At 60.4% G+C, this 16,000-nt stretch carries 10 protein-coding genes and 1 pseudogene; 8 read left to right on the forward strand and 3 right to left on the reverse strand.

What is annotated here, in order from left to right; all coding sequences use genetic code 11:
* Positions 1-179 precede the first annotated feature (179 nt).
* From LUA85_RS15280 to LUA85_RS15305, 6 genes and pseudogenes are all read left to right on the forward strand, one after another.
* Positions 180-1,157 (forward strand): ArdC family protein, encoded by a 978-nt coding sequence (locus tag LUA85_RS15280; RefSeq protein ID WP_231471114.1) that lies wholly within the window; start codon positions 180-182, stop codon positions 1,155-1,157.
* Positions 1,154-1,552, forward strand: a pseudogene (locus LUA85_RS15285) (DUF2958 domain-containing protein). Before LUA85_RS15280 ends, LUA85_RS15285 begins: the two are co-directional and overlap by 4 nt.
* Positions 1,553-1,690: 138 nt before the next feature.
* Positions 1,691-3,808, forward strand: coding sequence for a ParB/RepB/Spo0J family partition protein (locus LUA85_RS15290; protein ID WP_231471115.1), 2,118 nt, complete (start codon positions 1,691-1,693; stop codon positions 3,806-3,808).
* A gap of 134 nt (positions 3,809-3,942) precedes the next feature.
* Complete coding sequence (locus LUA85_RS15295; RefSeq protein WP_231471116.1) at positions 3,943-4,449, forward strand: hypothetical protein; 507 nt, start codon at positions 3,943-3,945, stop codon at positions 4,447-4,449.
* Positions 4,450-4,520: 71 nt separating this feature from the next.
* Complete coding sequence (locus LUA85_RS15300; RefSeq protein ID WP_231471117.1) at positions 4,521-4,997, forward strand: hypothetical protein; 477 nt, start codon at positions 4,521-4,523, stop codon at positions 4,995-4,997.
* A complete protein-coding gene (locus tag LUA85_RS15305) occupies positions 4,994-5,809 on the forward strand; it encodes a hypothetical protein (RefSeq protein WP_231471118.1) in 816 nt (271 codons plus the stop codon). Before LUA85_RS15300 ends, LUA85_RS15305 begins: the two co-directional genes overlap by 4 nt.
* A gap of 176 nt (positions 5,810-5,985) precedes the next feature.
* On the opposite strand, the gene LUA85_RS15310 is transcribed toward LUA85_RS15305, so the two are convergent.
* Genes LUA85_RS15310 through LUA85_RS15320 form a run of 3 tightly spaced genes read right to left on the reverse strand, consistent with a single transcriptional unit; the run spans position 5,986 to position 8,495 of the window.
* Positions 5,986-6,540, reverse strand: a complete 555-nt coding sequence (locus LUA85_RS15310; RefSeq protein WP_231471119.1) for a toll/interleukin-1 receptor domain-containing protein — start codon at positions 6,538-6,540, stop codon at positions 5,986-5,988.
* 54 nt (positions 6,541-6,594) lie between these two features.
* Positions 6,595-8,043, reverse strand: a complete 1,449-nt coding sequence (locus tag LUA85_RS15315) for an SIR2 family protein (protein ID WP_231471120.1) — start codon at positions 8,041-8,043, stop codon at positions 6,595-6,597.
* A gap of 5 nt (positions 8,044-8,048) precedes the next feature.
* Positions 8,049-8,495, reverse strand: coding sequence for a TIR domain-containing protein (locus LUA85_RS15320; protein ID WP_231471121.1), 447 nt, complete (start codon positions 8,493-8,495; stop codon positions 8,049-8,051).
* A 542-nt stretch (positions 8,496-9,037) separates the two neighbouring features.
* Between LUA85_RS15320 and LUA85_RS15325 the strand changes: the two genes are divergently transcribed.
* Positions 9,038-11,341: an AAA family ATPase gene (locus LUA85_RS15325; RefSeq protein ID WP_231471122.1), complete on the forward strand. Its 2,304-nt coding sequence runs from the start codon at positions 9,038-9,040 to the stop codon at positions 11,339-11,341.
* Between the two features lie 306 nt (positions 11,342-11,647).
* Positions 11,648-15,994: a strawberry notch-like NTP hydrolase domain-containing protein gene (locus tag LUA85_RS15330; protein ID WP_231471123.1), complete on the forward strand. Its 4,347-nt coding sequence runs from the start codon at positions 11,648-11,650 to the stop codon at positions 15,992-15,994.
* Positions 15,995-16,000: the final 6 nt, after the last annotated feature.

The raw sequence follows: 16,000 nt of genomic DNA on the forward strand, positions 1-16,000 counted from the left end.
TCGGTTCAGAGCATGTGGGGAAAGCCTTCCCCTGCTGCTGAGCCCGCTCGGTCTCATCAGACCCCTTCGTGCGGGACTGGCGCCCCGCAACGCCCCGCAAGAGGAAGAGGGCGGGATTGTCCCGTGACGGGCTGAGAGCGGCGAGAGAGGCTCGCTGTGGTCCGCCGCGGAGACCTGCCATGGCGCAACGACATGTCGCCCGCTCAAACCCTGAGCGGATCAATCTTTACCAGCAAATCACCGACCGGATCATCGCTGATCTCGAGGCTGGGCGCGTCCCATGGGTTCAGCCCTGGGGAACGGCCAAAGCCGGCATCGGCATGCCGCACAATGCTGTCAGTTCCCGCCGATACAGTGGCATCAATGTGCTTACCCTCTGGCATGCCGTCGTCTCCCGAGGGTTTTCGAGCCATGCCTTCCTGACGTTCCGGCAGGCTGCGGCCTTGGGGGGCTCGGTGCGTCGCGGCGAACGGGGGGTCGGTATCATCTACACCCGCCGGTTTGTGCCCAGCAGCGAACGTCGCCGAGCGGATACCGAAGGCACCGCAACCAGTGGCGGGATTCCGTTCCTCAAGCATTTCACGGTGTTCTCGGTCGACCAGTGTGACGACCTGCCCGAACATATCTGTCTCCCGCCGCCGCCCATCCCGGATGGCCTGATCCTGCCGCACGCCGAGGAACTGATCACTGCTACGGGCGCCGATTTTCGCATCGGTGGCCCGTCCGCTTTTTACAGCCCGTCGCATGACTATGTCGCGGTGCCGCGCCCCGACGATTTCCATGAGCCGATCAACTGGCATCGCACGGCTTTTCACGAGCTGGGCCATTGGACTGGCCACGCCACCCGGCTTGGCCGCGATCAGACCGGCAGCTTCGGCTCCAAGGACTATGGCCGCGAAGAATTGATCGCCGAAATGGCCGGAGCCTTCGTCTGCGCCGCACTTGGGATTGTGCCAAGCGTCCGCCACGCTGACTACATCGGCTCGTGGCTCCAGATTATCCGGGAAGACAATCGCGCCATCCTGCGCGCCGCCAGCGCTGCCTCCAAGGCGGCAGATTATATCCTCGCCTATCGTGACACCGCATCGACTGGCCTTGATGTCGCTGGTGAGGACGAAGTCGACGGCTTCGACCTGGAAGGGAGGTTGGCGGCATGAACCTCCTCACCCCCGAAATCCGTGCGGCCTTGCTCGCGAACATGCTCGCGCGCCGCAATGCGTAGGCACAAGGCGAACGAGAGCCTGATCCGGTTCCCGTTGTCCGCTTCTTCAATCCGCTTGGCGCGGCCACCTGGCTTGCCACCGAACTCGACGAGGACGACATCCTGTTCGGCCTTGCCGATCTCGGCCTTGGCTGCCCTGAACTCGGCAGCTTTTCGTTGCGGGAATTGCAGTCGCTGCGCCTCCCGTTCGGCCTTGGTATCGAGCGGGATATCCTCTTCGACACCGCGTTGCCCATATCGGCCTACGTCGCGGCGGCCCGTCAGGCCGGTTCGATCCTGGGCGCTGAAAAGCTGCTGAGGGAACGCGCCATGCCAGAAGGGTATGGCTGAAATCTGGTGGCCTGGCGGCCTGCCAGATCGCGGGTTGGTCCGCCTGCGGCGGCCCTAGAGGAAGAGGAAGGCATGGCCTTCGTGACGGGCTTGGAAGCCGAGAGAGTGTCTCGCGGCGGCCCGTCATGGAGACCTGCCATGGCCAAACAGCCTGCAAAAATTACCCTCAGCCCGTCGCGTGACATTCCCTTCGACCAGCTGATTCTGTCACAGTCCAATGTCCGCCGCGTGAAGGCCGGCGTGTCGATCCCCGAGCTTGCTGAGGATATCGCGCGCCGGACTCTGCTACAGAGTCTCAACGTGCGCCCGGTGCTTGATGCGGAAGGTCAGGAGACCGGCATCTTCGAAGTTCCTGCCGGTGGCCGACGCTACCGTGCCCTTGAACATTTGGTGAAACAGAAGCGCCTGGCGCGCACGGCTCCCATTCCCTGCATCGTCAAGGCGGCGGACAATGACGTTTCGGCGGAAGAAGACAGCTATGCCGAAAACGCGCACCGAGAACAGTTGCATCCGCTCGACCAGTTCAGGGCAATGCAAGCCATGGTCGACAAGGGTAGCGCCGCCGAAGACATCGCCGCGCATTTCATGACCACGCCCGCTGTCGTCCGCCAGCGTCTCAAACTGGCGTCGGTCTCGCCCAAACTCCACGACATTTACGCTGAGGACGGCATGTCGCTGGACCAGTTGATGGCGTTCACCGTGTCCGAAGATCATGAGCGCCAGGAGCAGGTGTGGGAAATGCTCACCCACAGCTTCAACAAATCCGCCGCCTACATCCGCCAGCGCTTGACGGAAAACAGCGTCCGGGTTGCCGACAAGCGGGTGCGGTTCGTGACCGTCGATGCCTATGTCGCGGCAGGTGGCGGCGTGATGCGCGATCTGTTCGAGGACGATGACGGGGGCTGGCTCACCGATCCCGCACTGCTCGACCGCTTGGTCGACGCGAAACTTGCCGCCGAGGGCAACCGCATTGGCACTGAAGGCTGGAAATGGGTGGCGACTGCCGTCGACCTGCCATGGAATGCGACCAACGGACACCGTGAGATCGTTGGCGCAGAATTACCCATGACTGAGGATGAGCAGGCAAGACTAACGGCGCTTCAGGCTGAAATCGAGCAGATCGAGACCGAATGGGCCGACGACCCCAACGTGCCGCAGGACGTCTATGCGCGGATCGAAGGGCTTGAAACGGAAATCGGCCAGCTGGTCGACCGGCCCATGGTTTTCGATCCTGCCGAAATGGCAATCGCCGGTGCCTTTTTGACGATCGAGGCGGATGGTTCGCTTTGCATTGAACGGGGCTACGTCCGAGCCGAAGACGAACCGGTGGCGGAAGTGGGCGGGGAAGACGATGGCTCCGGGGTCGATCCCGTTTCGGGCGAGCCAATACCTGGCGTAAACCACAGCGGGACCGCACCAAGCGCCAGCGGTTCGGCATCTATCGGAACTGATGAAGAAGATGCCGACGATGACATCCTCAAGCCGTTGCCCGACCGGCTGGTTGCCGACCTGACCGCCTGGCGCACACTCGCGTTGCAGGATGCCTTTGCCCAAAGCCCCGCCACCGCCTTCGCGACGGTGCTGCACGCGCTCGTGCTCGACACCTTCTACAGCTCCAGCCGCGAGAGCTGTCTGCAACTGTCGCTCAACCGGGTGTCCTTTGCCAATCCACCTGCAGGTCTGCGCGACAGTGCTCCCGCGCGGGCCATCGCCGAGCGCATGAAGCGCTGGGAGGATCGACTGCCGGAGTCCGACAAGGAACTTTGGGACGCGCTTCTGGCCTTTGACGCCGATGAGCAGGCCAGTCTGTTTGCCCATTGCACATCGCTGGCGGTGAACGCGCAGGCCGAAATCGTCCCCAAATACGACAATGGCCGGGTGTCGACGCACAGCGTTGCACGCCGCATCGCTCACAGCCATGTCCTGGCGCATGCCGTTGGTCTTGATGTCGTGGCGGCAGGGTGGAAGCCCACAGTCGATGGCTATTTCCGCAGCGTGACCAAACCGCGCATCCTTGCAGATGTGACCGAAGCGCGCGGGGAGCAGTTCGCTGGCATGATCGATCACCTGAAAAAAGGCGACATGGCCCGCGAAGCGGAACGGCTGCTGGAAGATGCCCACTGGCTTCCAGAGCCGCTGCGGACGCCCGACGCCGACGATGGTCATGGCGCTACGCCTGACGTTGATCGTGAAGGGCTCGAGCTACCCGCGTTCCTTGATGATGACGAGGCGGCTTACGCGATCGCCGCCGAATGATCCGAACCGCGCGGGTTCAACATCTCGATTGTTTTTATCTCACTCAGGCCCGGCCACCGCGCCGGGCCGCCTCTTTTTGAGGAGACCTCACATGCCGCAAACCAGTGCTCCCGTGCCCTGCTGGGGAGGACGCCATGGCTGACTATCATTCACCAACGGTCGTGCAACCCGACATACCAGTCGCGGCGATGACCCCGCTCGAACGCCGTTTGCTGTGCGAACTGTTTGAACATGAGGGCAATAACCAAACGGTCTACTTTTTCGCCAGCGATAATGTCGCCGACACGGCTTGGATCGCGACCGCTGAGCTGGTCGAATTGCTCGGTCAGGATAATGGCATGGTCAGTCGCATCGCTGACGTAGTGCGCGCGGAAATCGCCAAGGGTGATCTTGGCGAAGACGAGTTCGAGCTCGATTTCTCGATGATCGGCTACGATCTGATCTTCCAGGACATTGTCCGGCGATCGCCTGACCTTGACCATGTGCAGATCATCGCAGCGTGGACCTGCACGAAGATGCGGCCCGACGGCTTTGGCGGGATGGCGACCGTCATAACGGCTGACGAGGTCCATTCGATGTCGACCGCGTCCTACATCGAAGAGGTGCTCGGGCGTTTGGGCGAGCCACCGCCCTCCACCTGAAATTTCCCGTCCAATCATCCCACGAAGCCCGGCCAATGCGCCGGGCTTTCGCGTTTTAAGGAGACCTGAAAATGTCAGCGCAATACATCTACGACACCGCCCCCTTGGGCAGCCTTATCCGCTATTCGAATGGCGAGCCGCGCCCGCCTGAGCGTTTTCGCCGCAAACTTGCCGCTTGGAAAAACGACAACGGCACCGGCCGGCTCGTTGAACGCTACCCCGGCCAGGTTACCGACAACTACCGTTCGCCGGCGCATTTCATGCTCCATCTGGCAACCTACGGCAGTCAGGGCGTCATCGTCATGACCGTGCGCCGCGCCTACAGCGTCGAAAGCCCGCTCAATTTCGAGATCATCGACGTGCCGAAACCTGGGCAAGTGCGTGTCTTGACCACGTTTCGGGATAAGGACGAATTGCGCCACCTCGCGGCCGACATGACATCGGCAGAAGCATGGATGCGCAACAATCCCTATTCCGGGATGCGCGCCGAGATTGTGACCGATGCTGATCTGGCCGTTCTGCCCACTGAACTCAGGAGGGCGGCATGAGCGACATCATCGTCGAACATGGCACGACCAGCGACGGATTGATGGCAGCGCGCGTTGACGGGCTCGCCTATATCGCCGTTCCGCTCAAGGTAGGCTTCTCGATCGTGTCCGGCTGGAAGCTCAACCGGCCGATTTGCGAATGGTCCCGGTCAGACGTCTATTGCGCCGAAGGCGCCGTGGCTGATGAAGTCTCCTTCCGCGCCTATATTGCCGACATCGCGCTGCATGTCCGCCAACGCAACGCCCTCGGCCGCGTCGATACGATCCTGCGTGTTTCCACGCCTTGGGGCATGTCCCAATCGGCGACCATCTACGCTGAGGGGATCGTCTTTCATTCCACTGCCGGTCATGGCGGCTTCAAGCTCGACCGGGCACGCAATGCGGGGATGCATCCCGCGTTGCGACTATCTGGCGGCTGGTATGAAGAAGACGCCGAATGGGCGCTCGTCGCCGCAGGTTACCCGGACCTGTTCACCTACCGCGAACAGGCGATGGCGGACAGGGCGTTACGGGATTGGTATCCTGACGCTTGGGAGGCCGTCCATGGCCGCACGTTGTCAGCGGCGGAATCATTCACTCGCGACCGCCAGCAGTTTGCCCGACGCCACGCAAAGGACTGGATAGTGATTTCTGCCGTTCGATCATCCAATCATCTTGGCATGGTAGAGGCGCTGGCCACCGTCGGAGGGGATCGGAATAGCCAAGAAACGCGACGATTTCTGGTGCGGGTCGGAGAATATGCGGCCGGACGCCATGGGTTTGTTATTGTTCCAGCATTCCACCAAGAGATGACATGCTTGGGGATTTTCTAACGGCAAGGTGTGGAACAGAGCTGCCAGTTGGCGCAGCGAACCGGAACATCCGGTTACGCCGACACCGTTCGTTCGTGAATCCGCTTAAATCTTTTCCTAGGCCCGGCCTGCTGGCCAGTCGGGAAAGTCTGGTATTATGCGAGAACATCATGAAGCCGCCATTGGCCTCGCCCCCCTTACGGGCCGCGCAACCAATCACTCAGTGGTATCGCGCTGAAACGACGGTGGTCGAGTACCATCCACAGAGGATCGGTCCGGCCCTTGATGTTGCCCCACACAATCCGGTGATAAAGACCGAGATATTCCCACGACGCCCAATCGGGTTCGGAACTGTTTTCAGCGGCCGGGAACAGGGCAATCTTGTCCAGGCCCTTGTAGCCATCCGCTACGCCAAGCTCCCACGGCACCCAGCGGCTATCCTTGCTATTGGCGCTCGCCAGAAGAACAAATCGCTGAGTTTGCCGGATTCTGGACTTCAGGATACCTGCAGTTTCCTCGCTCGTGTAGGGTGGCATCTCTGGATCGATCTCGTCGATATAAACCCGGGCTCCATGGCCTTCGAGCACCTGAATTGCGCCAACGACCAGCTCCTTGTCCTTGCTCGAATGCGACAGGAAGGTCGCGCTCTCGAGTGGTCGAGAACTGGCGGATTTCCTCAGGCTCGCCTGCTCGGTGATGGTCAGATCAGCCGCATATCTGCGAAGTTCAGCCTTGGTGACAAATCTGATCACGTAACGAGCCCCAACTGTCTGTCGATGAAATCCTCGCCCGATATCGAACCGGAGCTAGCCAGCTTTGCCAACCCGCTTGAGAATGGTGGCGACAAGATCGACAAGATCGCCGGTGCTGGTCGATGCGTCTGACAGCGCTCGCAGTTCATCATCGGTTGGCCGCTGCGCGCCAAAGCCATCACACGCGAGACCGGAGCCAATCATTTGCTCTGTAAGTTGTCTGGCGGCCCCGCCAGTCGCGCCAATCGGCAACAGGAAGGCCCCGGCAGCTTCGGCCAATCGGGCCTCCTCAAGCACGCCATCGGCAATGACTACAGTACCGTCAACGGTCTTGGCCCCCCCGACAAAAATCACAGCCCCTGACAACCGTGCCAATTCTTCACGCAAGGCGGTCCATTGAGCTCGGTTCGCCGGTTGACCCGCTAGCGGCTGCGGGAAAGGGCGTGCGATCAGCCGGCGCTCGAGATCCCATCCGCCGCCCGCGCGCAGCGTATCGAGAAACCCGGAGATCGTTGCCGAGCCAACAACCAGCCCAGCGCCGCTAACTAGGGAGCGCCCCAATTTGCCTATTGCCCGGCCGGCACCCTCTGCAATCGAGTAGATTCTGGCGGTTCCGCTATCGACAGGTTCGGTGGGCCAACTGCCGCTTACCCATACCCGGTTCATAGCTACCCGCCGTTCGACTGCACGCAGGAGTTCGGGAACCTCGGAATAGTCGTCGATTTCCACGGCCACGAGGCCATAGCGCCGCAAATCCTTGGCCCAAAGCCGGTGCTGGGCCGAGCGCGCCTTGAATTCCTCTTCGGTCTTGTAGTCCCCTTTCTGAGGCGGCCTGACAATGGCAAAATGTTCAGGCGGAGCCTCCGCAAAGCTCTCCCGAATGAGGGACAGGACATGTCGGACATTGGGGTCGGTAAAGCTCAGCCCAACGAACAACATCGACATGCTGGTGAGATGAGCTTGCAGCAGAGGCAGATAAGAGCCGCGCGTTGAACGATAGAGCTCGTAATCGTCTGTCGAAATGACAACATCATCGAGGCGGTCAATGGAACCGTGCATCTTGTAAAGCCGCGTCGCTCCAGGCGTAGGCCGAAGCGCCAAATCTTTCGTTCCGGAAATCGGATCGATCGGTCTGTCGATTGCTTCGAACGCTCTTTCAACGAGGCGGTCGTAGTTCGTCGTCCAGATATGCCGAACCGGAAAACGCGCGATGATCCTGAGTGACTCTGGCACATCGAGGTTCTTCCCGATCTGCTCTTTCAATACATTACGAACGCGCGTCGCGCCGCCACTTTCCTGAATGCTCCACTGCGCCAGCGCAGCCAAGTCTTGAACGTCGCTGGACCCGACCCCCAATTCCTCGCCGATTTCCCGCAGCAATTCAGCCCAAGAGGGATAACCCGCGCCCATTGAGACGCCGGCACCAATGAACACCGCACCGGCTTCATTTACCAAGGCATCAGGAAATTCCTTGAGGAACCGGGCCTTTGCGGTCTTCATCATGTGGCCTATTTGCCCGCGGCCTTTGCGGCTTCCTCGATCCGCAGCTTCAGCTTGTCATGACTGACATATTTGAAGACTGGGGTGCTAGCATTGACTAACAAAGCAGGAGTGACACCAACGACATCAGTATTGCCGTTCTTGTCCTTCAATTCGTGAATCTGGATGCCGAGCAGCCCGTTGCCGCGAGCTATCGACTGATTGATCTCATAGTTGATGTACTTTCGGCCAGATGTTGCGCCGCCGATGCAGACGACGGTGACCGAGGTGTTTTTGAGGCCCTCGTCGATCATGGCCTTGATCGCGGCATCGCCCTTCTTCTTGGCTTCTTCCCAGAGCGAGGCGTCATGAAAGCCAGCGGCGGAAGCCCCGACAATCTCCCCGATGTTGCGAATTTGATTTACGCGCCAGATATCACGCTGATAGTGAAAACTGAAAAATACGCGGCGAGCCATTTTGTCCCTCGATGCTTGAATTCCCCGTGATTGCGCAACATAGTGGCGACTGCTTGGATGTTCCAGAGAGCTGGGGCGTATTTTCTTTAGCCGGGACCATACCGGGTAGAAAGCTTTGCACTGAGGTGCAAAAGGCTTGTTAAACCGCATAAGCAGCTAAAACCCCAGCCCGCAACCCAGCGAGTAGTCGTTCCCCTGGCTAAACGCGAGTTTGCAGCCCAGTGCAGGGCCAATGCCCGATGAGATGTCCAACTCGCGCTTGCAGACGGCTGTTAACGGGAAGACTCATCGGGCCTCATAGCGGCAGCGAAGTCGGCGCGTGCTACTGGAAGGTCATGGGACAATACCGTCGATCCGAACGAATGGATTGAATGACGGCTTGGATGCCTGAAGCAGCCGTTACCCGATAAGCACAGGTCCTGCCGCAGATGGGCAATTTTTGTATGCACGAGCCTTTTTCTCCACGAGAACCGATTCAGTGGGCAATGCGGCTAGAAGCAAGGTGCGCAGACGGCTAGATCGGTTGCAGGAAGTACTATTTCTTGGGGGCGAAAGTGCTAATTTCAATTGGGGTTTCTGGCGAGGCCACATATCCTGCCGCAGGTGAGACACTCACTGACCTCAAGAAGATCAACTATCTCTTCGGTCACAACGGCTGCGGTAAGACGACTATATCCCGCGCCATCCACGATCCTTCGGCCCGTGCCGGCTACAACGTCACGTGGAAAGATGGCCGGGCAATAGCGACCCTTGTCTACAACGGTGATTTCGCCGAAGCCAACTTCGGAGTGCAGATGAAAGGCATCTTTACGCTCGGCGAGGATTCGACGAAAGCCGTCGAGGAGATTGAGAACCTGCAGCAGCAGATCGGCAATCTAGATCGCGAAATCGGCGGACTACGCCAGAAGCTCGAAGGTGACGACGGCACTGGAGGTTGCCGCAAGGATCTCGCAGACGCTCGCTCGCTGCTTGACGAGGCTTGCTGGAAATCTCAGCAGGCACACAAGGCGGTGTTCGAGGAAGCCATGACCGGCCACCGCCAGGGAAAGGTCGCCTTCTGCAACAAGGTGTTGAAGGAGGCAGCGGAGAACAATACCGACGTCGAAACCCTAGAGGATCTCACTGCGCGCGCCGCGGCCGTTTTTCGGGATGCGGCGCCGCCAGAAGCCTCTATCCAGCCGATCTCATTAACCGCCTTTCCCATTTTGGAAAAATCGGCAATTCTTAGACGGAAGGTTGTCGGCCGTGACGATGTCGTCGTCGCCGCCCTGATAGGTCGCCTGGGCAACAGCGACTGGGTCAAGCAGGGAGTGGAATATCTTACGGCGGCGGACGGCTCGTGCCCATTCTGCCAGCAGGTTGCCCCGGCGAATCTGCTGGTAGACTTGAACGCATTCTTCGACGAGCAATATGAGGCGGATCTCTTGGAGGTCACACAACTGTCCACGCGGTACGAAGCGGCGACGAAGGTCGTGCGGGAACGCCTTGATGCCCTCGTAGCCTCGCCTGGCAGGTTCATCAATCCGGAGACGCTCACCGAGCGCTACCATGCGCTGAAGACGGCGTTCGAACTCAACCTCGAGCGGTTGGTAGCGAAGCGTCGCGAACCCAGCAGCGAGATTACGCTCGACGATACGAAGGAGTTCGCCGACGCGATCAGCGATCTTCTGATGCAGGCGAACACGGCGATCGATGCATACAACGAAACCATCCGTGACCTGTCAAAGTCGAAACGCACCCTGACCTCGCTGGTATGGCGTTTCATCGTCGAGGAGCGCCGGACCGACCTAACAACCTATGAGGCGTCGGCGACCAAGCTTGGCAAGATGATAGAGGGCCTTGAAGCTAAGATCGCGGAAAAGAGGGGCGAGCGTTTCCGGCTCGATGTCCAGTTGAAGGCCAAAGAGGCCAGCATCACGAGCGTCAAGCCGACGGTTGATGAGATCAACCGAATTCTCGCCTCATTCGGCTTCACCAGCTTTAAGCTAGCCGTCGCTGGGGAGCGCGGGGATATGTACCGAATCGTCCGCCACGATGGTTCAGACGCCGCGAAGACGCTGAGCGAAGGGGAGCGGTCGTTTATCACCTTCCTTTACTTCTATCACATGCTAGCTGGCAGCACGTCCGGCACAGGCACCACAGTTGATAAGGTGGTGGTATTCGACGATCCCGTCTCAAGCCTCGATTCCGATGTTTTGTTCATCGTGAGTGCGCTCATCCGGAAGGTGATCGGCGATGTTCGCGCCGGAAAGGGCTGGGTCCGGCAAGTCTTTGTACTCACGCATAACATCTATTTTCACAAGGAGGTGAGCTACGATCGGGATCGCCCCCCATCGGGTTGCCGACGGGATGAGTCGTTCTGGGTGGTGCGGAAGCGCGATAACTTCTCGTCGCTTCACCACTACGCGTTCAATCCGGTAAAAACCTCCTATGAGCTGCTCTGGGAGGACGTGCGCAATTCCGAGCGCGCCAACCTTACCATCCAAAACACTGTGCGGCGGATCGTAGAGAACTATCTCGTCGTTCTCGGCGGCTGGCGACAGGATGCCATTGTTGCGCTATTCAACGGACGCGACGCCCAAGTCTGCGCTTCATTGTTCTCATGGATCAATGACGGGTCCCACAGCGCGCACGACGACATCTACCTCGCAGCCGACGACAACGCCGTCCAAAATTACCTTCGCGTGTTCGAGCAGGTCTTCGAGAAAACCGGCCATATTGCTCACTACAGGATGATGATGCGGATCAGCAACGAGAACGAACCGACGGAGGGCGACGTGAATCCGGTCCCCACCCGAGCGTCACTTCCAGCGAATGGCACACCATTATCTGCCCCAGCGGCGTGAGGCGGCGGCGATCGATTACATCTGTGTCAACCTGGGGGACCGCCCGCTTGGCGATGTAACAACGGCAGCTTCGGCAAGGAGCTGACGTTCGTGATGGTTGATCTGAGCGACATGTCTGGTCGAAACCTTCCGCAAAGCAAAATTGATGTACCCATCGTTTGTTGCAAGCAATTTTCGGTAGCCTCCGTGGATGTAGGGTAGCCGAATTCAGAGGCAGAGCCTTGCCGGGAGCGGGCGAACCGCCCGGGTTTGAGAGAGAGTGTCTGGGCGTGATCCGCCCTTCCTGCTCTCCCGGAGATCCCACCAATGGCCCATATCCTAACGGACGCAGCGCTTGGCGCTGCGCCGCTCGCCCCGCATTGCGCATTTGATGAGCGTGCGCGTGCGCTGCTAACCGCAGCCACCTCGCTTCTACCCCTACTCGAAACCGGGCAGCTTGTTGAATCCGCCTGCCTGCGCGATGCGATGTCGGTAGCCTTTGGCGGCACCGATGCTGAAGGTGCATGGGATTGGAAGAGCGCCTACGATGCCTGTGAGGTTGCTCAAATCCTTTTCCTGCGCCGTTTTGGCCCGGCAATCTTGTCACGCAGCGGCTCCCGATCTCGCTCCCTTGCGCTGATTGAGCGGGTAGCGGCTCTTATGCCAACCCACACCCGGCGCTCTGAAACCAGCCAGGCCTTGCAACAATATTCGACGCCCGCTGGCCTGTCCTTCGTCGCCGTTGTCGCTGCTTCGATCGGCGCAGGCGAAACTGTGCTCGAACCTTCTGCTGGCACAGGCATGTTGGCGATCCAGGCCGAACTGGCCGGTGCACAGCTCGTGCTGAATGAACTCGCTGAAGGCAGGGCAACACTGCTGTCACGCTTGTTCTCGGGCGTGGCTGTCAGCAGACATGACGCCGCGTCGATTGATGATCGCATGCCCATTTCGGCACGCCCGAGCGTTATCCTCATGAACCCGCCATTTTCGGCTGTCGCGCATGTTGAGCGGACGATGAAGGACGCCGCGTTTCGTCACATCGCTTCCGCCCTGGCCCGGCTCGAGAATGGGGGCCGGCTGGTGGTCATTACCGGCGCTGGCTGTTCTCCTGATGCTCCAGCATGGCGCGATGCTTTCATCCGGTTGCAGGGGACCGGACGTGTGGTCTTCACCGCAGCCATCGACGGCAAGGTCTATCGCAAGCACGGCACGACGATCGACACGCGATTGACGGTGATCGACAAGCTGCCCGCTTCCGATCCCACGACTTTCGTTCCAAGTTCAGGAACCGCTCCTGACACAGCGACCTTGCTCAAATGGGTCGAAGCGCAGGTGCCGCCGCGCGGACCGATTGCCCCATTGCCCGGTGCAGGACTGCATTGCGCTTCTTCGCCGTCGCCCGCGAGCCGCGCGGTTGCTCGGACTGCCCAGATCAATCCCTTGGTCGATGCCGATGCGCCTGAACTCACCTATTCAACTGCTGACTGGTCTCCGCCCGAGGGGCAACTCGGTGACAGCATCTACGAACGATATGGACTTCAATCGGTCATCATTTCCGGCGCATTGCCGCACCCGACGCCGCTGGTTCAATCGGCGTCGATGGCCTCGGTGGCCCCGCCCAAACCAACCTATCGCCCGCACTTGCCCGAGCACCTGTTGGGTGACGGCGTGTTGTCCGACGCGCAGCTGGAATCCGTAATCTACGCTGGCGAGGCCCATACCGGGCATCTGGCAGGCGCATGGACCGTTGACGAAACATGGGATCTGGTCTCGGCGGCAGCTGAGAAAAACGATGCTGCCGTCCGCTTTCGCCGGGGCTGGTTTCTGGGTGACGGCACGGGCGCGGGCAAAGGCCGTCAGGTCGCAGGCATCATCCTCGACAACTGGCTCAAAGGCCGCCGTCGTTCGCTCTGGGTTTCGGTATCGGACCGCCTGCTAGAGGATGCTCAGCGCGACTGGTCGGCTTTGGGGCAGGAACGTCTGCTGGTGACGCCGTTGTCACGCTACCGGCAGGGTTCACCCATCAAGCTGACGGAAGGCATCTTGTTCACGACCTATGCGACCCTGCGTTCGCAGGAGCGGGGCGCCAAGGCGAGCCGGGTCCAGCAGATCGTCGAGTGGCTTGGCCGTGACTTTGACGGTGTCATCATCTTTGACGAGGCGCACGCCATGGCCAATGCCGCAGGCGGAAAGGGCATGCGCGGCGATGTCTCGGCTTCGCAGCAGGGACGGGCAGGCCTGCGGCTGCAACATGCCCTGCCCAGTGCCCGCATCGTCTATGTCTCGGCCACTGGTGCCACGACGGTGCAGAACCTTGCCTACGCCCAGCGACTCGGGCTGTGGGGCGGCGAAGACTTCCCTTTCGCCTCACGCGCCGATTTCGTGGCCGCGATTGAGGATGGCGGCGTTGCTGCCATGGAGGTGCTGGCCCGCGATCTGAAGGCGCTCGGCCTTTATGCTGCCCGTTCATTGTCATTCGACGGTGTCGAATATGACCTGCTCGAGCACCAACTGACCCCTGAGCAAGTGCGGATTTACGATTCCTATGCCGGGGCATTTCAGGTCATTCACGCCCATCTCGATGCGGCGCTCGAAGCCTCCGGCGTTACCAGTGCATCCCATGGGACATTGAACGCACCGGCCCGGTCGGCAGCGCGATCAGCGTTCGAGAGCGCCAAGCAACGTTTCTTCAATCACCTGATCACCGCAATGCAGACGCCAAGTACCATTCAGGCGATCCAGCGCGATCTTGAGGCCGGTCACGCCTGTGTGGTCCAGATCGTATCGACGGGCGAAGCGTTGCAGGAACGCCGTCTTGCCGAAATCCCGACCGACGAATGGGATGATGTTTCCGTGGACATCACGCCGCGTGAATATGTGCTCGACTATCTCGCGCACAGTTTTCCTGTGCAGCTCTATGAGCCTTTCACCGACAGCGAGGGCAATCTCGCGTCGCGGCCCGCATTCGACGCGGATGGCAACCCCATCCTCAATCGCGAAGCCTGCCGTGCCCGTGATGCGATGCTCGAGCGGCTTGCCGCTTTGCCGCCTGTGCCCGGCGCGCTTGACCAGATTGTCCAGCATTTCGGGAGCGATGCGGTTGCCGAGGTGACCGGACGTTCCCGTCGTATTGTGCCCCGCGCCAACAGCGATGGTTCAGTCCGCTTTGCTGTCGAGAACCGGCCAGCCTCTGCCAACATCGCTGAAACCCATGCGTTCATGGATGACAAGAAGCACATCCTCGTCTTCTCCGAGGCTGGCGGCACGGGCAGGTCCTATCATGCCGACCTTGGCGTGAAGAACCAGCGCCGCCGCGTCCACTACCTGCTCGAAGCAGGCTGGAAGGCCGACACCGCCATTCAGGGCTTTGGCCGCACCAACCGCACCAATCAGAAGCAGCCACCGCTGTTCCGCCCGGTATCGACCGACGTGAAGGCGCAGAAGCGCTTCATCTCGACGATCGCCCGAAGGCTCGACAGTCTAGGGGCGATCACGCGCGGCCAGCGGCAAACCGGCGGCCAGAACATGTTCAGCGCCAGCGACAATCTGGAATCCTACTATGCCCGCGATGCCCTGCGCCAGCTTTACCAATTGCTGGTGCGCGGCAAGATCGATGGCTGTTCGCTCGGGCAATTCGAAACAGCCACCGGCCTGTCGCTGCTCGACAGTGACGGCGGGCTCAAGGACGAGCTTCCGCCCATCACGACCTTCCTCAACCGGATGCTGGCGCTCACCATTTCCATGCAGGACATCCTGTTCGAGGCCTTCGAGGGTCTGCTGACGGCCCGGGTCGAAGGCGCAATCGCCAGCGGCACCTATGAAATGGGCCTCGAAACCCTGCGCGCCGAAAGCTTCTCGGTCTCCGACCGCAAGACCATCTACACCCATCCCGGCACCGGTGCTGTGACCCACCTCCTGACCATCGAACGCAAAGACCGGATCGAGCCGGTTGTGCTCGAGAGGGCGCTGGCCATGGCAGTGGATCGCGATGCCGAACTGGTGATCAATACCCGGTCTGGGCGCGCGGCAGTCAAATTGCGCGCGCGCAGCCTGATCGACGATGATGGCGGCATTCACCCGCGCATCCGCCTCGTCCGGCCTTTGGAGGCGACCAATATTCTCGCCGAGGTGTTCGCGACCAGTCATTGGGAGCCGGTGGACCGTGAGCGGTTCAGCGAAGTCTGGCAGGCCGAACTTGCCGACTTGCCTGAGTTCGAAACCTCGACCCTGCACATTGTTTCAGGCCTGCTGCTGCCGATCTGGCGGCGACTCCCCAATGAATCGACCCGCGTCTACCGCCTGCAAACCGATGCTGGCGAGCGCGTGATCGGCCGCAAGGTTTCACCCGCTTGGGTCGCCACGGTGATTGAGCAGGACACGGCGTCCGTCGTGCCTGCCGACGCTTGGGCGATGCTGTGTGCCGGAGATGCCAAACTGCATCTGGCCGAAGATCAGACGCTCGCTCGCGTCCGCGCCATGAATGACTGGCGGATCGAACTGACAGGCTTCAACGATCTTGGCATCGAGCGATTGAAGGCAATGGGCTTGATCTCCGAGATCGTCTCGTGGAAACTCAAGCTCTACATACCGACAGGGGCTGTCGGGGTGGATGTGCTCGCCAAGCTGCTGGACCGGTTTCCGATCCAACGGATCGCGACACGCAAAGCCGCCTGAAGGAGC

The organism is Novosphingobium sp. CECT 9465 (assembly GCF_920987055.1).
Lineage (GTDB): Bacteria > Pseudomonadota > Alphaproteobacteria > Sphingomonadales > Sphingomonadaceae > Novosphingobium.

Bases quoted from the DNA above. Each gene is read 5' to 3' on its own strand.
- LUA85_RS15280 (WP_231471114.1), top strand. From the start codon at position 180: ATGGCGCAACGACATGTCGCCCGCTCAAACCCTGAGCGGATCAATCTT.
- LUA85_RS15290 (WP_231471115.1), top strand. From the start codon at position 1,691: ATGGCCAAACAGCCTGCAAAAATTACCCTCAGCCCGTCGCGTGACATT.
- LUA85_RS15295 (WP_231471116.1), top strand. From the start codon at position 3,943: ATGGCTGACTATCATTCACCAACGGTCGTGCAACCCGACATACCAGTC.
- LUA85_RS15300 (WP_231471117.1), top strand. From the start codon at position 4,521: ATGTCAGCGCAATACATCTACGACACCGCCCCCTTGGGCAGCCTTATC.
- LUA85_RS15305 (WP_231471118.1), top strand. From the start codon at position 4,994: ATGAGCGACATCATCGTCGAACATGGCACGACCAGCGACGGATTGATG.
- LUA85_RS15315 (WP_231471120.1), bottom strand. From the start codon at position 8,043: ATGATGAAGACCGCAAAGGCCCGGTTCCTCAAGGAATTTCCTGATGCC.
- LUA85_RS15320 (WP_231471121.1), bottom strand. From the start codon at position 8,495: ATGGCTCGCCGCGTATTTTTCAGTTTTCACTATCAGCGTGATATCTGG.
- LUA85_RS15330 (WP_231471123.1), top strand. From the start codon at position 11,648: ATGGCCCATATCCTAACGGACGCAGCGCTTGGCGCTGCGCCGCTCGCC.